General features: G+C 31.9%; 17 protein-coding genes and 1 rRNA gene. 17 read left to right on the top strand and 1 reads right to left on the bottom strand.

All coding sequences use genetic code 11. The features are described 5' to 3' along the window. Positions 1-8 precede the first annotated feature (8 nt). Both EDC18_RS04920 and EDC18_RS04915 read left to right on the top strand, forming a co-directional pair. On the top strand, positions 9-869 hold the full coding sequence (locus EDC18_RS04920; RefSeq protein WP_132250904.1) for an SDR family oxidoreductase: 861 nt from the start codon (positions 9-11) through the stop codon (positions 867-869). Next, complete coding sequence (locus EDC18_RS04915) at positions 859-1,728, top strand: nitroreductase family protein (protein ID WP_132250902.1); 870 nt, start codon at positions 859-861, stop codon at positions 1,726-1,728. The genes EDC18_RS04920 and EDC18_RS04915 overlap by 11 nt, the downstream gene beginning before the upstream one ends. A gap of 36 nt (positions 1,729-1,764) precedes the next feature. Here EDC18_RS04915 and EDC18_RS04910 read toward each other — a convergent pair whose 3' ends face one another. Further along, positions 1,765-2,748: an aldo/keto reductase gene (locus EDC18_RS04910; RefSeq protein ID WP_132250901.1), complete on the bottom strand. Its 984-nt coding sequence runs from the start codon at positions 2,746-2,748 to the stop codon at positions 1,765-1,767. Positions 2,749-2,884: 136 nt separating this feature from the next. Here EDC18_RS04910 and EDC18_RS04905 point away from each other — a divergent pair, with 136 nt between their 5' ends. From EDC18_RS04905 to EDC18_RS04835, 15 genes are all read left to right on the top strand, one after another. Then, positions 2,885-3,640, top strand: coding sequence for a DUF2935 domain-containing protein (locus EDC18_RS04905; RefSeq protein ID WP_132250899.1), 756 nt, complete (start codon positions 2,885-2,887; stop codon positions 3,638-3,640). Between the two features lie 480 nt (positions 3,641-4,120). Beyond that, entirely contained in the window at positions 4,121-5,362 is a 1,242-nt protein-coding gene (locus EDC18_RS04900; RefSeq protein WP_132250897.1) for an NAD(P)-dependent oxidoreductase, read from the top strand. Positions 5,363-5,871: 509 nt separating this feature from the next. After that, positions 5,872-6,690: a nitrogenase iron protein gene (gene nifH, locus EDC18_RS04895; RefSeq protein WP_132250896.1), complete on the top strand. Its 819-nt coding sequence runs from the start codon at positions 5,872-5,874 to the stop codon at positions 6,688-6,690. 177 nt (positions 6,691-6,867) lie between these two features. Continuing rightward, the gene (locus EDC18_RS04890; protein ID WP_132250894.1) at positions 6,868-7,191 is read left to right on the top strand and encodes a P-II family nitrogen regulator; all 324 of its coding nucleotides are present in this window, start codon (positions 6,868-6,870) and stop codon (positions 7,189-7,191) included. A 12-nt stretch (positions 7,192-7,203) separates the two neighbouring features. After that, entirely contained in the window at positions 7,204-7,587 is a 384-nt protein-coding gene (locus EDC18_RS04885; protein ID WP_132250892.1) for a P-II family nitrogen regulator, read from the top strand. A gap of 14 nt (positions 7,588-7,601) precedes the next feature. Beyond that, on the top strand, positions 7,602-9,212 hold the full coding sequence (gene nifD / locus EDC18_RS04880; RefSeq protein ID WP_132250890.1) for a nitrogenase molybdenum-iron protein alpha chain: 1,611 nt from the start codon (positions 7,602-7,604) through the stop codon (positions 9,210-9,212). Beyond that, complete coding sequence (gene nifK / locus EDC18_RS04875; protein WP_132250888.1) at positions 9,206-10,576, top strand: nitrogenase molybdenum-iron protein subunit beta; 1,371 nt, start codon at positions 9,206-9,208, stop codon at positions 10,574-10,576. Before nifD ends, nifK begins: the two co-directional genes overlap by 7 nt. 286 nt (positions 10,577-10,862) lie before the next feature. Further along, positions 10,863-12,266, top strand: coding sequence for a nitrogenase iron-molybdenum cofactor biosynthesis protein NifE (nifE, locus tag EDC18_RS04870; protein ID WP_132250886.1), 1,404 nt, complete (start codon positions 10,863-10,865; stop codon positions 12,264-12,266). Beyond that, on the top strand, positions 12,220-13,599 hold the full coding sequence (locus tag EDC18_RS04865) for a nitrogenase component 1 (protein WP_132250884.1): 1,380 nt from the start codon (positions 12,220-12,222) through the stop codon (positions 13,597-13,599). Before nifE ends, EDC18_RS04865 begins: the two co-directional genes overlap by 47 nt. A 16-nt stretch (positions 13,600-13,615) precedes the next feature. Beyond that, positions 13,616-14,467 carry a nitrogenase cofactor biosynthesis protein NifB gene (nifB, locus tag EDC18_RS04860; RefSeq protein WP_132250882.1) on the top strand — a complete coding sequence of 284 codons (852 nt, stop codon included), beginning with the start codon at positions 13,616-13,618 and terminating at the stop codon, positions 14,465-14,467. Positions 14,468-14,482: 15 nt separating this feature from the next. Continuing rightward, positions 14,483-15,562 carry a hydroxymethylglutaryl-CoA lyase-like TIM-barrel protein gene (locus EDC18_RS04855; protein ID WP_132250880.1) on the top strand — a complete coding sequence of 360 codons (1,080 nt, stop codon included), beginning with the start codon at positions 14,483-14,485 and terminating at the stop codon, positions 15,560-15,562. 63 nt (positions 15,563-15,625) lie between these two features. After that, positions 15,626-16,105 (top strand): superoxide dismutase family protein, encoded by a 480-nt coding sequence (locus EDC18_RS04850; RefSeq protein ID WP_207669168.1) that lies wholly within the window; start codon positions 15,626-15,628, stop codon positions 16,103-16,105. 192 nt (positions 16,106-16,297) lie between these two features. After that, a complete protein-coding gene (gene dcd, locus EDC18_RS04845; RefSeq protein WP_132250876.1) occupies positions 16,298-16,816 on the top strand; it encodes a dCTP deaminase in 519 nt (172 codons plus the stop codon). A 109-nt stretch (positions 16,817-16,925) separates the two neighbouring features. Further along, complete coding sequence (locus EDC18_RS04840; RefSeq protein WP_132250874.1) at positions 16,926-17,762, top strand: VanW family protein; 837 nt, start codon at positions 16,926-16,928, stop codon at positions 17,760-17,762. A gap of 683 nt (positions 17,763-18,445) precedes the next feature. Next, positions 18,446-18,540 (top strand): 16S ribosomal RNA (locus tag EDC18_RS04835); the annotation flags it as partial.

The following is an 18,540-nucleotide window of genomic DNA, read 5'->3' as shown; positions in this document are numbered from 1 at the left end:
GTGGAAGAGTGGATAGTAAAGTAACAATAATAACTGGAGCAAATTCAGGAATAGGAAAAGAAACTGCCAAAGACCTTGCAAAAAGAGGATATAAGGTGATTATGCTGTGTAGGGACAAAGAAAGAGGCGAGATAGCATTACAGGAAGTAATTGACTATAGCAACAATGAGGCTACAGAACTTCATTTATGTGATTTAGGATCCTTTGAAGAAATTAGGCAATTCACAAGAGGCTTTAAAAAAAGATTTAATCAATTAGATGTGCTGATTAATAATGCAGGTGTTATATTACCTGGATATTACAAAACAAAAGATGGATTTGAACTACAATTTGGTGTAAATTATTTAGGGCATTTTTTATTGACCAATTTATTATTGGATTTACTAAAAGTAAGTGATGATGGTAGAATAATAAATGTTTCTTCTGGTGCCCACAAACAAGGTAAAATACACTTTAAAGATATCAACCTTGAAAAAAACTTTTACTTTTGGAAAGCTTATGCCCAATCAAAAAAGGCAAATATATTATTTACATATGAGTTAGCAAGAAGACTTAATGATACTAATATTACTGTAAACTGTCTTCATCCTGGAGCTGTGGCTACTAGTATGGGGATAAACCGTGAAACGGGTTTCGGTACGTTAATTACAAGGGCATTAAAGCCATTTTTTCTTACGCCTCAGGAAGGTGCAGAAACCAGTATTTATCTTGCAACATCAAATGAGGTAGAAGGGGTTACTGGTAAATACTTTTATAAAAAAAGAGCTATACCATCTTCAAAAAGCACATACGATGAATTGTTGGCAAAAAAATTATGGAGATATACCAATGATTTAATAAAATCAAGGAGTGAAAAAAATGCAAGTTAAATCTATCATAGAAACAATTAAGAGAAGAAAATCCATACGAACATATGAAAACAAACTACTAAATACAAAGGACTTAGATCTCATAAATTCTTATATTAAGGAAGAAGCAAACTTAATAAGCCCATTAGGAAAAAAAATAAGATTTCAATTGGTACCAGTAAGTAAAAATCAAACTGAAAAAGGTAAAAAGATTGGCACATATGGCTTTATAAAAAATCCACAGGCGTATATAGTTGGAAGCATTAATAAAAATGAAGGCAGTATTGTTGATTTTGGTTATGTCTTTGAAAAATTTATATTGTATTTAACAGAAATGAACATAGGTACTTGTTGGCTGGGAGGAACATTTAATAGAAATAATTTTGAGGAAGAAATAAATATAGAATATAATGAGATTATTCCTTGTATTACGCCTATAGGGTATGAAAGTGAAAATCAAAGATTTTTAGATAAGACCATAAGACATATGGCGAAATCAGACAAAAGAAAACCATGGAGTGAATTATTTTTTTATAATACTTTTAATAATGAATTAAAGGAAGAAGAGGCTAATATATATAAGATGCCATTAGAGATGGTAAGATTATCACCTTCTGCATCTAATAAGCAACCCTATAGAATTATAGTCTCAAAAGATTATGAAGAAGTTCATTTTTTTCTTGAAAGAACTCCAAAATATCCTGGAAACAACCTAGGATTTGAAATGCAAAAAATAGATATTGGTATAGCCATGTGCCATTTTGAGCTTTCTTGTAATGAACTGGGATTAAGAGGTGAGTGGGAGAAAAAAGAAATAAATATAGATATGCCAAATAAATACTATGAATATATAATGAGTTGGAAAAAAACTATAAATTAAAACAATGCCCAGTACCGAAAGGAACTGGGCTGAATACTACCAAAGTTTATGAACGCCTTCTCTTATATACTTATCATAAATATTTTTCACTTGATCCATTACTTCTTCTGTTAAATTAGGTAATTCAGAGGATATAACATTATCTTTTACTTGTTCTGGTGTTTTGCCACCAGGTATAATACAGCTTATATGATCATTCATTAAAATCCACTTTAATGCAAATTGTGCCATAGTCATATTTTGAGGTTTGATTTTTCTCAGTTCTTCTACTGCCTTCAATCCTAGTTCATAATCAACACCTGAAAAAGTTTCCCCTTTATCAAAAGACTCTCCATTTCTATTAAAGCTTCTATGGTCTTTAGGATCAAAGAAGAAGTCTTTAGTCATTTTACCAGTTAATAAACCACTAGCTAGAGGCACTCTACAAATGATACCTACATTATTATTCTTAGCTAATTGAAAAAATTCATCCCCTGGTTTATGGCGAAACATATTATAAATAATTTGAACAGTTGCAACATTAGGATATTCTAATGCTTTTAAAGCCTCTGAAACTTTTTCTACACTTACACCATAATGAGCAATTTTACCTTCTTTTTTTAGATCATCAAGAGCAGAAAAAACTTCCTCATTATAAAAAACATCTGTTGGTGGGCAATGAAGTTGTAGTAAATCAATACACTCTACGTTAAGGTTTTTTAAACTTCTATTGATAAAATTAGATAAATTTTCTTTATTGTAACCTTCTGCATTATGTGGGTTTAGCCTTCTCCCGGCTTTAGTAGCAATATATATTCTATCTTTAACAGAAGCAGATAGCTTTGATAGCAATCTTTCACTTCTTCCATCTCCATAAACATCTGCAGTGTCAAAGAAATTAACCCCTTGATCAATTGCTTCATCTAATGCCATTAGACTTGTTTTATCATCAACCTCTCCCCAAGTGCCCCCAATAGCCCAAGAACCAAAAGAGACTTCAGAGATTTCATAGCCCGTTTTTCCAAGTGTTCTAAAGTTCATAGTAAATACCTCCAAAAAGATTTGTCTAGGTAATAATATCATATAAAAAATACCAGTTCAATGGATACCACCTAATTATGTACTGTTATAAATAGTTTTATCATATATTATAAAAGAATTGTTTAGGAGGTAGTATATGAATAGGTTAGAAGAAGTATATTTTTGGGCGGGAATATTAAGAGATCATGCAGAGTTTCAATTATTAACATTTTCTTACAGGGAATCAAGAGATATTGCAAAAGCAAAATATTTTAAAGATGCTTTTATTGCATTTAGAAAAAAAGCTGAAATACAATTAAGAAATCCAAATAAAAGAGATACGAGTAATTTCGTTGATCAATTCCTATATATTGTTACGGAGTTTATTGAGTTCAAGAAAAGTTTGCTTCAAAAATTATTAACTTGTAATATAGAATTAGGATTAACCCCCTCTTTTATTAATCATATGATAAATGAAGCCTTAGAGTGTAAAAGAGAGTTATCTAAAGACAAAGCTTGTACAGATATGACAATGGAAAATATTAAGTTGCATTTAATCTGGCTACCAGATGCAGCAGGTCATGCAGCAGCTATTATTGGAGATACAGATTATGTAGAAAAAGAATGGATAGAAATTAGCCAAGAATTTGAAAAAACTTTCTTAGATTTATTTGTTAAAGCCACTGAATTAGGCATGATGTTGGAAAGAACAGGATTGAAAAATGGTGCCCTAGAATTATTAAATGAAGAAGTATGTAAACATATTGAAGACTTTAATGTGTACTTATGTAAAGTAAAGGAATTGCGTGAGGCGTGTAAGCTACTAGGTGTGATTAAACCAATAATGCTAGATCATATGTTAAGAGAAGAAAAGTATTATGTTTCTAAAATTAAAGAGTATATGTGTAAATAACTAGGCATACATAGGGTAGACTATTAGGGAAACTTATGTCTCATTGCCCATAAGGGCATAAATGACAAATGGAAAAAAATAAAAGTAGATATATTTTTAAATTTTTAGATTTAAAAAATATACTATATCACCAAAATAATGTAGTGGTATTGTTAAAGAAACGACTAAAATAAAACATATAATTATAATAAGACCTCTATTGTAAATTTCAGGTAGAGGCCTTATTTTTATTTAACTACTTAAATTTGCTAGAGGATTGTAATGTTTTTGATTGAAGGGTTTTTTGTTGGAGAAGTTTAATTTTATTTATAAAAAGAGAATCACTCTTTTTAGGTTAATTAATTAACGAAACCCTTCTGATTACTTAGAATAACCTTAGTTGACAAAAAATAAAAACATATATAGAATTAAAGCAAATAATGAAAATAGAATAATTAGATGTCTTTAAAAGGATATATTTAAATAGAGGAGATGAAAGATATGGCTCACGTTATGGAAGAATCAAATCGTTGCTTACAATGTAAAAAACCAAGATGTAAAGTTGGGTGTCCAGTTGAAACCCCTATTAATGAGGTTATAAATTTATTTGAAGAAGGTAAAATTCTAGAAGCAGGACAGATGTTATTTGAAAACAATCCATTATCAATTGTTTGCTCGCTTGTATGTCCTCATGAAGAACAATGTGAAGGAAACTGTATATTAAATAAAAAAGGGAATCCAATAAAATTTGGTGCTATAGAACATTATATATCAGATTTCTATTTAGACAATATGGATGCATCAAAGCCTATGGAAAAAAATGGTAAAAAAGTTGCTATTATTGGATCAGGCCCAGCTGGAATAACCATAGCAATCCTACTTGCGAATAAAGGTTATGATATTACAATTTTTGAAGCCCATGATAAAATAGGTGGGGTACTAAGATATGGAATACCAGAATTCCGTTTACCAAAAGCGATTATTGATAAATTATACGATAAACTGATTAATATGGGTGTGAAAATTAGACCAAATACAATGATAGGTCCAGTTATTACAATTGATGATCTCTTTAGAGATGGATATAAAGCTGTATTTATTGGAACGGGAACATGGAGACCTAATAAATTAGGGTTAAAAGGTGAAAGTTTAGGACATGTACATTTTGCAGTGGATTACTTAAAAAATCCAGATGTATATAATCTAGGAAAAAGACTTTGCATCATTGGTGCTGGAAATGTTGCTATGGACGTTGCAAGAACAGCATTACGCCATGGCACTAGAGAAGTAACAGTTATGTATCGTAAGGGATTAGAAGAGGTGTCAGCAAGTAAACACGAAGTTCAGTATGCCAAAATGGATGGTGTTAACTTTGAATTCTATAAGTCACCAATCGAGATTGTGGATGATGGCGTCATTTATGAAAAAATAGAAGTATGGGAAGACGAAAATGGTGTTAAACAATTTAATGTCATTGAAGGTTCAAGAGAGCTATATGAAGCATCTTCTGTTATTATTGCAATTAGTCAAGGACCAAGAACCAATATTATAGCCACTACAAAAGGAATTGATACAGGTAACAAAGGATTGGTAACCGTTGATGATACTGGAAGAACAACAAGAGACGGCGTCTTTGCATCTGGTGATGTTGTAACTGGTGCAAGAACAGTTGTAGAAGCAGTAAAGCACTCAAAGAAGGTTGCTCAAGCAATAGAAGAGTATATAAACCAATTGGAAAATTAACTGAAAATTGTATCAAGGTAATAATATCCAAAAATTTATATCATATAATTTGATATGTTATATATATTGCATGCTTATTTTATTAAGATATTTAACAAAAGAATGCAAAAGATATAATAATAGGGTCAATGCTATCAGTAATAGTATAATAATAAAACAAAAGTTATTAAATGGTTAAAATGAAGCATAAAAAAAATTTTAATTCAATATATTGAAAATATATTAAATTAGTGGTATAGTGTTTATAAGGTAAAATGAAAAACAAAATATAACTTAAAAGAGATGCATAATCCAAAATTTTAAATAAAGTTAATAGATAATGAATTAAACTTTATAAATCTTTATGCTAAGTGATTAATACTTAGAATTGGGCAAAGGCGCTCTCAATTCACTGAAAAGTGAATTGAGGGTGCCTTTTCTTTTTTGAAACAAGTAAAACTTTATTAAGGTCTAAAGTCAATACCGACTTTAAATATATAATTTCTAAAAGATAAGAAAGGATGATTAGTATGAGACAAATAGCTATTTATGGAAAAGGGGGAATCGGTAAATCAACGACAACTCAAAATTTAACAGCTGCTTTAGCAGAAGCAGGTAAACAAATCCTGATCGTTGGTTGTGATCCAAAAGCCGATTCAACAAGATTGGTATTAAATGGGTTAGCACAAAAAACAGTTTTAGACACTTTAAGAGATGAAGGAGAAGATATTGAATTAGATGAAATATTATTAACAGGTTATGGCAATATCCGATGTGTAGAGTCCGGTGGTCCTGAACCTGGCGTTGGATGTGCAGGGAGAGGTATCATTACTTCCATTAACTTATTAGAACAATTAGGTGGATATACAGATGATTTGGATTATGTCTTTTACGATGTATTAGGAGACGTAGTTTGTGGTGGATTTGCAATGCCAATCCGTGAAGGAAAAGCTGAAGAGATTTATATTGTTGCAAGTGGTGAAATGATGGCCATGTATGCAGCTAATAATATTGCAAAAGGTATCAGTAAATTTGCCAATACAGGTGGAACAAGACTTGGAGGAATTATCTGTAATAGCCGTAAAGTTGATAACGAGTATGAAATGTTAAAAGCATTTGCATCAGAATTAGGCACACAACTGATTCATTTTGTACCAAGGGATAATGTGGTTCAAAGAGCAGAAATTAATAAAAAGACGGTTGTAGATTTTGATCCAAAAGATCCACAAGCAGATGAATACAGAACATTAGCTAAAGCCATAGATGAAAATAAAATGTTTGTTATACCGAAACCAATGTCTCAAGATAAATTAGAAGAAATTCTAATGGAGTTTGGAATTATAGGATAAGAAGTGAAATAAGGAGCAGATTGACCGTCATTACCTTATTCCACCACCAATACCAATTGTGGGCATAAAACTGCCCACTAAATTATAACAAAAAAAGCTAAAATTAGCAACCTTTCGCGAAATAACAAGATAAAAGTATATATAGATAAGAAAATATAAGGATTGGAGTGAAGTGAAATGAAAATGATTAGAGCAATTATTAGACCTGAGAAAGTATCACAAGTATTACAAGATTTGGCTGAGGCTGATTTCCCAGCGGTAACGAAGATAGATGTTTTTGGTAGAGGGAAACAAAGAGGTGTAAAAGTAGGAAATGTACATTATGATGAAATCCCAAAAGAATTATTAATGATGGTAGTAAGGGATGAAGACAAAGATGATGTGATACAAATCATTACAAAAAGTGCTAAAACAGGTGATGGTACTTTTGGAGATGGTAAGATATTTATTAGTGATGTAGAAGAAGTTTACACCATTAGTTCAGGTGCAAGTGAACTTTAGGAGGGAAATGATATGAAAGAAGTAATGGCTATTATCCGAATGGATAAAATCAATGACACTAAAAAAGCATTATCGGATGCAGGTTTTCCTTCAATAACTTGTCGTCGAGTGAGTGGTAGAGGTAAGAAGAAAGTAGATTATGCTCTCATTCATCAACTAATTGATGGTCAGCCAATTGGAGAACCTAATGTTTTAGAATCTATCTCAGAATCACATAGATTAATCTCAAAAAGAATGTTAACCATTATTGTTAAGGATGAAGATGTTAAACAGTTAATAGATACAATAATAGAAGTGAATCAAACGGGTAATATGGGAGACGGTAAAATCTTTGTGTTTAATATTGAAGAAGTTGTGAGAGTTAGAACCAATGAAATCGGAATAGAAGCAGTTTAATGGAGGTGAAGGAAATGAAAAGTCAAGAGTTTCTAGATAAAGTTTTAGAAAGTTACCCTTCAAAGGTAATGAAGAATAGAAAGAAACACATTATTATAAAAGATTCTAATGAAAAGCAAGAAATAGCTGCGAATACAAGAGCAATACCTGGGATCATTACAAATAGAGGGTGTTGTTATGCAGGATGTAAAGGGGTAGTTGTTGGACCAATTATAGATATGGTTCATATTGTTCACGGGCCTGTTGGTTGTTCCTACTATGCTTGGAATACAAGAAGGAATAAAGGGAAAATAAGAGAAGGTGGAAAAAACTTTTTAGAGTACTGTTTTACTACAGATATGCAAGAAAGTGACATTGTATTTGGCGGTGAGAAAAAGCTAGCTAAGGCAATTGATGAAGCTGTAGAACTCTTTAAACCAAATGCCATTTCCATATCTGCCACTTGTCCAGTAGGGCTTATAGGAGATGACATTAATCAGATTGCAAAACAAGCTCAACAAAAACACGGTATACCAGTATTAGCTTTTAATTGTGAAGGTTATAAAGGTGTAAGTCAATCAGCAGGGCATCATATAGCCAATAATAAGCTTATGAAAGATATTGTTGGTACCAATGATGAAGAAGTAATAGGAAAATACAAAATCAATCTTTTAGGAGAATATAATATCGGTGGTGACGAATGGGAAATCTCTAGAATTTTAAACAAGGTTGGGTATAAAGTTGTTACGACAATGACTGGTAACAGTACCTATGAAGAGATAGCAAGAGCCCATCAAGCTGATTTGAATTTGGTTCAATGTCATAGATCCATCAACTATATTGCCGAGATGATTGAAATTAAGTATGGGGCACCTTGGATGAAAGTCAACTTTATAGGAGTTGAATCCATGTCTACTACCCTAAGACATATCGCAAAATACTTTGGCGATGAAGACTTAATGGCTAAAACTGAAGAAGTCATAGCAGAAGAAACAGAAGAACTATTACAAGAAATGGCAACCTATAAAGAAAAATGTGAAGGTAAAACAGCAGTATTATTTGTTGGTGGTTCAAGAGCCCATCATTACCAAGGCCTATTAAAAGAAATGGGTATTGAAACAATTGTGGCAGGTTATGAATTCGGTCATCGTGATGATTACGAAGGAAGAGATATCATTCCAGATATTAAATTAGATGCAGATACACGTAATATAGAAGAAATAACTGTGGAAAAAGATGAGCAAAAATACAATTTAAGAATCCCAGAAGACAGATTAGAAGCATTGAAAAAAGAAATTCCACTTGGAGATTATGCAGGGATGATTAAAGATATGGAAGATGGGACAGTTTTAATTGATGACCTTAACCATTTTGAAACAGAAATGATTATAAAAGCATTAAAACCTGCCTTCTTTGGATCTGGGGTTAAAGACAAATATATGATTCAAAAAATGGGTGTTTATTCAAAACAAATGCATTCATATGATTATTCTGGTCCTTATGCAGGATACAGAGGGGCAGCTAATTTTGCTAGAGATGTTGTAGCGGGAATTTTCACACCAGCTTGGCAATATATGAAAGCACCTTGGAAAACACAACCTATTCTTAATGGAAAAGTAGAGGAAGGAGTTGAAAAGGTATGTTAAATTATACGACCAAAGAAATAAAAGAAAGATCAGCCTTAGTAGTTAATCCAGCAAAGACTTGTCAGCCTATTGGCGCAATGTACGCAGCACTTGGTATTAATAAATGTTTGCCTCATAGTCATGGTTCCCAAGGGTGTTGTTCTTATCACAGAATGCATTTGACCAGACATTTTAGAGATCCTATTGTTGCTTCAACCAGTTCCTTTACTGAAGGTGCTTGTGTATTCGGTGGTAAATCAAATTTGTCAAAAGGATTGGAAACAGTATTTGAACTTTATAATCCTGATATCGTTGCGGTTAATACAACTTGTTTATCAGAAACCATTGGTGATGATTTAACAGAAATTATTAAATCAACAAATCTTCCAGAAGACAAAGTTGTTATTTATGCCAATACACCAAGTTATGTTGGTTCTCATGTAACGGGGTTTTCCAATATGACCAAAGCCATGGTTAGTCATTTGGCTAAAAAAGAAAGAGACGTACCCAGTAATACAATAAATATAATACCAGGTTATGTTGAACCATCTGATATGGGTGAAATAAGAAGAATGTTAAAGCTATTGGATATTCCATCTATTATGTTCCCTGATACAAGTGGGGTTGTGAATGCACCTAATAAAGGGAAATACGAAATGTATCCAGAAGGCGGCGTTACCATTGAAGAGTTAAAAGCAACTGGAGACTCAAAAGCAACAGTGGCATTAGGAAGTTTTTCTTCTAAAGAAGCTGCTTATGAACTTGAAAAACGCTTTGATATTCCCCCACATATTTTGAAACTACCTATAGGAATAAAGGCTACAGATGAATTTTTAATGAGTTTATTGTCTTTAACTGGAGATGTGTTTATCCCAGAGGAGTTAGAAATTGAAAGAGGTCAGTTATTGGATGTAATGATTGATGTGCACCATCATTATCACGGTAAGAAGGTTGCATTGTTTGGTGACCCAGATATTATGATTGCTCTAACAGAATTTGTTATAGATTTAGGTATGATACCAAAATATGTCATAACAGGAACACCAGGTAAGGAATTCGAAAGAACTATAAAAGGAATGTTTGAAAAGGCAGATTTAAAAGAATGTGTTGTAAAAGCCGAAGCAGATTTAATGACATTACATCAATTAATAAAAAATGAATCAGTAGATTTATTAATAGGTAATACCTATGGAAAATATATAGCAAGAGCTGAAGATATTCCATTGGTTAGAGTAGGTTTTCCTATATTAGACCGTGTTGGTCATAGTTATTTCCCAACAGTGGGCTATAAAGGGGCATTAAGATTAATTGAAAAAATAAGTACTGCAATTTTGGATAAATATGATGAAACTTGTCCTGAAGAAGATTTTGAGTTGGTTATGTAAAGCAATGTAACCATGAAGCAATACCATTCCTATTAGTTAAATATCTATAGATCCTTCTTTATTTAGAAGGCGCCTCCTCTCTTATGTCTACCTAAAAAAGAGAAGGATCTTAGATATATATTGGATCAGGCCATTTCAGTTCAAGAAATATATAATTAAATTGGTTGCCTTTTGTTATAGCAAGTCCATATCAATTCAATTATATATTCCTTGAATTAACAACATTGTCAACAATAAAGGAAACTATTAAGAACATAGTTTTTATATTAAAGGGTGGGTGATTAGTATGTCGAAGAATCCAATTATATTAGAAGAAAGAAAGTCTTTTGTATTATCTAATCAAAAGAAACAGGAAAGTATTATCGATTGTGAAAAAGATAGTGTGTCTGGTGCGGTTAGTCAAAGAGCCTGTGTTTATTGTGGTGCAAGAGTTGTTCTAAATCCAGTAACAGATGCCATTCATTTGATACATGGTCCTATTGGATGTGCTAGTTATACTTGGGACATAAGAGGGAGTTTAAGTAGTGATAATGAGAATTATAGAAACAGTTACTCTACTGATTTACGAGAAGAGGATATTATTTTTGGTGGTGAAAAGAGACTTGAAGCTGCCATTGATGAAATAATGGAGAGCAAATCGCCAAAGGTTATATTTGTCTATGCAACTTGCGTAGTAGGAGTCATAGGTGATGATTTGAAAGCCATTAGCAAGAAAAAATCTCAAGAGTACAATATAAAAGTAATACCAGTACAATCTTCTGGATTTGCAGGAAATAAAAAAGATGGTTACAAAGCTGCCTGTCATGCCTTGTTAGAATTAATGGGGCCAAAAGAGGAAAAAGAAAAGGATTATTTTGAAATCAATTATTTAGGAGATTTTAACTTAGCTGGTGAAGCATGGATTATAAGAAATTACCTTAGTGAAATAGGTGTTAAAGTTAATGTTACTGTGACGGGGGATGCCACTTGTGAAGCAATTGAAAAAGCAGGAAATGCCCATTTAAATATGGTTCAATGTGCTGGTTCAATGACCTACTTAGCCAAACAAATGCAATTAAAATATAATATACCATTCGAGCAAGTAAGTTTTTTTGGTGTAACTGATACAGCTAAGAGTCTAGAAAAAATTGCCTTATTATCAGGAGATAAAAAAATCATAGAACGAGCTCAAAATTTTGTTAGAGAACAAGTAGAAACAGCGAATATAGAATTAAAAAAATATTTAGAGCGGTTAAAGGGAAAAAAAGTAGCAATTTACGTAGGGGGTGGCTTTAAGGCCATTTCATTAATAAAACAGTTTGAAGATATGGGTATTCGATCTGTTGTGGTAGGGACACAAACAGGTAAAGAAGAAGAATACAAGAAAATCAAAGAACTGACTGAGGAAGGTACAATAATATTAGATGATACCAATCCATCTGAATTAGAATATTTTTTGCGTAAGACAAAAGCAGATATTTTAGTAGGTGGTGTAAAAGAAAGACCTTTAGCCCATAAACTTGGTGTAGCTTTTATAGATCACAACCATGAGAGAAAACATCCTCTATGTGGATTTGTAGGTGCAGTGAATTTTGCTAAAGAAGTAGATTTAACAGTGAATAGTCCAGTTTGGTCATTTATTGAAAAAAAAGGAGGGGAAGCTTATGTCTACGAAGAAGAATTTTACACACTTGAACGTCAATCCTTGTAAAATGTGTATGCCTATGGGTGGTTCTTTAGCATTCAAAGGTATTGAGCGAAGCATGATATTAATTCATGGTTCCCAAGGATGTAGTACCTATATTAGACGTCATATATCAGCTCATTATAATGAACCTGTAGATATAGCTTCTTCTTCCCTAACAGAAGAAGGCACTGTATATGGTGGTACTCATAACTTAAAAAAAGGGTTAAGAAATTTAATAGCCTTGTATAATCCAAGTATTATTGGTGTATTAACGACCTGTTTAGCTGAAACCATTGGTGAAGATATTCAAGGGATTATAAGAGAATTTCTAAACGAGGAAAATATAGAAGATAAAATAAGCATTGTACCTGTTTCAACGCCTGGTTATAACGGGAGTCAATATGAAGGCTACTATTATGCTTTAAGACAAATTTTAGAAAATCTGACAGAAGAAGTAGGGAAGAATGATTATATTAATATCGTTGTTTCAAATATGACTTGTGAGGATATTAGAGAGTTAAAGAGATTGGTTGCTTACTTTCAAAAAAAATGCGTTATTTTTCCAGATATCTCTGATACATTAGATGCACCATACACTTCTGAATACAACAAATTGTTAAGTGATGGCACCAAACTAGATAGAATAAAAGCTATGGGTGGGGCTGTTGCAACAATAGAGTTTGGAGAATTTGTTAAAGAGCAACACTCACCAGGCAAATACTTAGAAGATCAATACAATGTACCATTATATAGATTGCCTATTCCAGTAGGCTTAGAAAACAGTGATACTTTTATCAATATATTATCTAAAATAACAAATAAACCAATACCCAATGAACTACAAAAAGAACGAGGTAGAATGCTAGATGGAATGATTGACTCTCATAAATACAATGGAGAAGGAATAGCAGCTGTTTTTGGAGATCCAGAAATGAATTATGCCATTGCCAGTTTATGTATTGAAAATGGCATCAATCCCAGATTAATAATGACGGGTACAAAAAGTAAAAGGTTAAAAGAGATGATCATTACTAAAGGAAGGAAGTTTAATATAACACCAATAGTAATGGATGATTCTGATTTTAGTTCTCTTCAACCTTTAGTTAAAGAGAATGATGTTAATATCCTTATTGGCAACTCAGATGGAAAATTTATAAAAGAAAAAGAACATTTGCCACTAATAAGAGTAGGTTTTCCAATACATGACCATATGGGTGCTCAAAGAAAACTCAATATTGGTTATAAAGGGTCATTAAGATTATTAGATGAAATAACAAACACCTTAATTGATTTAAAACACGATGATTATAGAGATCGAATGTATAAAAATTACTTTGAACCATTATTAAAAGCTTAAAGAGGAGGGAATAACTATGAATCTTTCTATGGAATTAATTAATAAAACAAAAACTCATCCCTGTTACAGTCCAAATGCACATGATTATGCAAGAATGCATATACCAGTTGCCCCAAAATGCAATGTAAAGTGTCATTACTGTAATCGAAAATTTGATTGTCAAAATGAAAGTCGTCCAGGGGTAACAAGTAATATTATGACACCTGAAGAAGCATTAAAACATTATGTAAACATGAAAGAAAAAGTAGATAAATTAACGGTAGTTGGAATAGCAGGACCAGGGGATGCCTTAGCAAACTTTGAAGAAAGTAAAAAATCAATTGAATTAATAAAAGAATATGATAAAGATGTTACCTTTTGTTTATCAACTAATGGGGTATCACTACCAGATTATATGGAAGAGATTGTTAGATTAGGTATAAGTCATGTGACAATAACCATCAATGCAGTAAAACCTGAAATTGCATCCAAAATTTATAAGTATGTCATCTATAGAAGTCAGAGATATGAAGGCATAGAAGCAGGAAGAATTGTTGTAGAAAATCAATTAAAAGGATTAAAGTTTTTAGCAGAAAATAACGTCTTAGTAAAAGTCAATATTGTTTATATAAAAGGTATAAATAATGAGCATATAGAAGAAATTGTTCAAACAACTAAAGCGTTAGGAGCCTGTATGACCAATATAATGCCTTTAATTCCAGTTGAAGGAACTGTTTTTGAGAATAAACCAGTAGTATCTCAAGAAGAGTTATTAAAAGTTAGAAAGAAATGTGAAAAACATTTAAAACAAATGTATCACTGTAAGCAGTGTAGAGCCGATGCAGTAGGAAAGCTTGGAAAAAGTTGCTGTAAAAAAGAAATTAGTTAAGCAGAGGTGATATATATGAAAAAAATAGAAATCGTAGACACTACATTAAGAGATGGAGAACAGGCAGCAGGAGTTAACTTTAATCTTTTTCAAAAAAAACATTTAGCACGATGCTTAGATGGATTAGGTGTTGATATCATTGAAGTTGGTATTCCAGCAATGGGAAAAGAAGAAATCCAAGATATTTATGAAATTAATAATCTAAATCTTAACACCCAGTTATTAACATGGAATCGAATGAAAATATCGGATATTGATTGCTCCATTGAAACAGGTTGTAAAAATGTGCATATAACAGTACCAGCTTCAGATGTTCATATAAAGAAAAAGTTAAACAAAACACATATTGAAGTAGTTAATGAAATGAAAAAAGTAATCGCTTACGCTAAGTCAAAAGATTTACGAGTATCCATAGGTGCTGAGGATGCATCAAGAGCAGATTTTGATTTTTTAATATATTTATATACTGAGGCAAAAAGAGAAGGTGCAACAAGAATTAGGTATGCAGACACTTTAGGTGCATTAGACCCTTTCAATACTTATGAAATAATAAAGCAAATAAAATTAAATGTGGATTTGCCTTTAGATTTTCATGGTCATAATGATCTGGGCTTAGCAACGGCCAATGGATTAGGCGCAATAAGAGGTGGAGCAGAAATAATCAGTTGTAGCATTAACGGATTAGGCGAAAGAGCTGGTAATACCCCTTTAGAAGAAATTGCAGTAATATTAAAACTAAAAGATTTATACGATACCAGTGTTGATATTAGTCAATTGACCAAGATATCTAAAATAGTAGAAAACTACTCAGGTAGAAAATTGGAAAAACAAAAGCCAATAGTTGGCGAAGAAGTGTTTTCCCACGAATCAGGAATTCATGTAGATGGTTTATTAAAGGATTCTAATACCTATGAGTTATTTGCTCCTGAATTATTAGGAAGACAAAGAAAAATTGTAATTGGCAAGCATTCAGGAAAAAAAGCCATAGAACATTGGATTAAAGAAAATGGTTATAAAGTTCAATACAATGAGATAAAAAATATCATTCACACATTAAACAAAGATAGCAATATTAGTAGCTTTACACTAATGTAGTAAAATGTACCATATATGGCATTAAAAGCATAATCTAAAACAAGGAGTATAAAGAGGTGGATTATGCAAAAAGAAAAGTGTGAAATAGCAAGAGCAATTATTGTTGGAGGTCCTTTAGCACCTGATATTAAAGGAGTGGTAATAATAAGAGAAGCGCCAGGTGGATCAGAGGTATATACTAGTGTTTCAGGTTTGCCTGAGTTTAAACCAGCAGATAATGGTGATCCTGTGGGGCCTCATGGATTTCATATACATGAATTTGGTGATTGTACAGTAGGCAACCCAGAAGATCCATTTCAAGAGGCAGGGCAACATTGGAATCCTGATAATCAGCCCCACGGCAACCATGCAGGCGATTTTCCAGTTTTATTCTCTAATAATGGAAGGGCCATTATGAGTTTTTATACCAATAGGTTTAAGCCGGAAGACGTTATTGGTAAGTCAATTATAATACACAAAAACCCTGATGATTATAGATCTCAGCCAACAGGGGATGCTGGAAAACGATTAGCTTGTGGTATTTTTGAATGTATAATGGAGTAGCAGATGGAGATGACTGTAGTTAATACAGTCTCTTTTTTTGCTTGAAAATTACATCTACCATTAAAAAAACTGGGGTATAACTAAAGAGACTAGCTGTTTGTGTTTTAGATTATTTTGACAAATGCTTAAAATGATTATAAAATATAAGTGAATATGATAAGTTGTGGAATTTGAAAAGGTGGTATATATTTTATGATACTTTCAGGAAAAGAAATTAAAAGTAAAATAGGCAAAGAAATAATTATAGAACCTTATAATGAAAAACAATTGAATCCTAATAGTTATAATCTTAGATTACATAATGAGTTATTGATTTATGAAGATAATCTGTTAGATATGAAAAAAGAAAATAAAACTAAAAAAATTATAATCCCAGTAGAGGGATTGGTCTTAGAACCAAATAAATTGTACTTAGGAAGAACAATCGAGTATACAAAAACGGACAAATATGTACCAATGCTCGAGGGGCGCTCCTCAATTGGAAGGTTGGGCTTATTTATACATGTAACAGCAGGATTTGGGGATGTTGGTTTTTCCGGGTATTGGACCCTAGAAATATTTTGTGTTCAACCCATAAGAATTTATTCTGATGTAGAGTTGTGCCAGATCTATTATCACTCAATTGAAGGGGAATATGAAAAATACACAAGTGGTAAATACCAAAACAATGAAGGGATACAGCCAAGCTTACTATACAAGGATTTTGAGTAGAGGTTAATTGATAGGGGAACCAATAGTTATTTAAGGGTAGAAAAAAATAAGAGAACATTTAGGATGTTTCTTACGTTAATTACAATTAAATTTGTTTGGGAGGCAATAGATGAGTAAGTATCAGGAAAATATATTATTACTAAAGCCAAAAGCTAGATCAAAGACAAGAATTCTACTTGGTAAAAAATATTACACCTATAAAAGATATCTTAGTTGGTTCTTAGGAAATAATAAATACTCTAATGAAAAGGTAGAAGAAGCTTTCAGATACACTTGTGCGTCACATAAAACACCGTTGTATAGAAAACTAAAAGATGTAGATATGTGGTATCAGTATAATAAAGTAATTAACTTGAAACTGGCTATTCAAAAACTGAATAAGGTAGTCGTAAAACCTAATGAGACATTTTCATATTGGAAGCTAATTGGTAAACCTACGAAAAGAAAAGGTTATGTTGATGGAATGGTATTGTTTAGTGGTGGTTTCAAACCTGGGGTAGGGGGAGGTTTATGTCAGTTATCTAATTTAATATATTGGATGACATTACATACACCCCTTACAGTAATAGAAAGATACAGACATAGTTATGATATTTTTCCAGATTCAAAAAGAACTCAACCATTTGGAAGTGGCGCTACATGTGTATATAATTATAGAGATCTACAAATTTATAATAATACAAATGATACCTATCAATTAAATTTAAAAATAACAGATAATGAATTAATTGGTGAATGGAAAACCAATACAAAGCCTTATTGTACATATGAAGTGTATGAAAAAGAACATATAATAACTCAAGAATATTGGGGGGATTACTTTAGGCATAATATCATTTATAGAAAATGCATTGATCAAAATGGAGAGTTATTAGAAGACGAATACATTGCTGAAAACCATGCTATAATGATGTATCAACCCTTCTTAAGTGATGGTAGTAACTAAGAATAAATACAAACCAGATAAAATTAAATAAAAAAGTAGCTTGATAAAATTCTAATAGTATGTTAGACTAACCTTCCTGTCAAAACAATGGCAAATAGAAATTGGTATAAAAGAAGTTTCATATAGTTTTTTGAGTAATGAGTAAAATGTATAATTTCGTTGTTGTTTAAAATAAATAAAAATTATTGTTGACAGAGAATGAAAAAAATGATACTATTACCTTCCGCTGATTTGGAGAAAAATTAGCAGGAAACAGAGAAATAAAAAAGTAGTTGACATAAGATGATGAAAGTGATAAGATATCATTCGTTGTCGAAAAAAGCACATTGATAATTGAACAGTGAAGCAACCCTAAGATTTCAAAAAAAATGAGTCGGCTTTAAAATTTATTTTAAACCATCTCAAACATTTGGGTCTTAGACACCTAAGAGTCGGTTTTGAAATTCATTTCAAAACGATCTCTAAAAATGTAAGTCTTACTTGAACTTGTTCAAAAGACTATAAAGATTGAAAGTTAATTTCTTAGAAAATAACTTTTAGCCAGCAAATTAGATTGCTAAGGCAAACATCAATAAGTTATTTAATTCTTTGTAAGCAAATTTTGAAATACATTTTCACTTAACTACGTTAAGTTAAAGTTATAATTTTCAAACCCTTGCAAGCAAGTTTTAAAATTACAACTTTAAATTGAGAGTTTGATCCTGGCTCAGGATGAACGCTGGCGGCGTGCCTAACACATGCAAGTCGAGCGGACGAATATCAATGAAGCCTTCGGGTG

Origin of the sequence: Natranaerovirga pectinivora (assembly GCF_004342165.1) — a bacterium.
Lineage (GTDB): Bacteria > Bacillota > Clostridia > Lachnospirales > DSM-24629 > Natranaerovirga > Natranaerovirga pectinivora.
This window is presented reverse-complemented; position numbering and strand designations above follow the sequence as displayed.

Excerpts from the sequence above, each read along its gene's own strand:
- EDC18_RS04915 (WP_132250902.1), top strand. The coding sequence starts at position 859 with ATGCAAGTTAAATCTATCATAGAAACAATTAAGAGAAGAAAATCCATA.
- EDC18_RS04910 (WP_132250901.1), bottom strand. The coding sequence starts at position 2,748 with ATGAACTTTAGAACACTTGGAAAAACGGGCTATGAAATCTCTGAAGTC.
- EDC18_RS04905 (WP_132250899.1), top strand. The coding sequence starts at position 2,885 with ATGAATAGGTTAGAAGAAGTATATTTTTGGGCGGGAATATTAAGAGAT.
- EDC18_RS04900 (WP_132250897.1), top strand. The coding sequence starts at position 4,121 with ATGGCTCACGTTATGGAAGAATCAAATCGTTGCTTACAATGTAAAAAA.
- nifH (WP_132250896.1), top strand. The coding sequence starts at position 5,872 with ATGAGACAAATAGCTATTTATGGAAAAGGGGGAATCGGTAAATCAACG.
- EDC18_RS04890 (WP_132250894.1), top strand. The coding sequence starts at position 6,868 with ATGAAAATGATTAGAGCAATTATTAGACCTGAGAAAGTATCACAAGTA.
- EDC18_RS04885 (WP_132250892.1), top strand. The coding sequence starts at position 7,204 with ATGAAAGAAGTAATGGCTATTATCCGAATGGATAAAATCAATGACACT.
- nifD (WP_132250890.1), top strand. The coding sequence starts at position 7,602 with ATGAAAAGTCAAGAGTTTCTAGATAAAGTTTTAGAAAGTTACCCTTCA.
- nifK (WP_132250888.1), top strand. The coding sequence starts at position 9,206 with ATGTTAAATTATACGACCAAAGAAATAAAAGAAAGATCAGCCTTAGTA.
- nifE (WP_132250886.1), top strand. The coding sequence starts at position 10,863 with ATGTCGAAGAATCCAATTATATTAGAAGAAAGAAAGTCTTTTGTATTA.
- EDC18_RS04865 (WP_132250884.1), top strand. The coding sequence starts at position 12,220 with ATGTCTACGAAGAAGAATTTTACACACTTGAACGTCAATCCTTGTAAA.
- nifB (WP_132250882.1), top strand. The coding sequence starts at position 13,616 with ATGAATCTTTCTATGGAATTAATTAATAAAACAAAAACTCATCCCTGT.
- EDC18_RS04855 (WP_132250880.1), top strand. The coding sequence starts at position 14,483 with ATGAAAAAAATAGAAATCGTAGACACTACATTAAGAGATGGAGAACAG.
- EDC18_RS04850 (WP_207669168.1), top strand. The coding sequence starts at position 15,626 with ATGCAAAAAGAAAAGTGTGAAATAGCAAGAGCAATTATTGTTGGAGGT.
- dcd (WP_132250876.1), top strand. The coding sequence starts at position 16,298 with ATGATACTTTCAGGAAAAGAAATTAAAAGTAAAATAGGCAAAGAAATA.
- EDC18_RS04840 (WP_132250874.1), top strand. The coding sequence starts at position 16,926 with ATGAGTAAGTATCAGGAAAATATATTATTACTAAAGCCAAAAGCTAGA.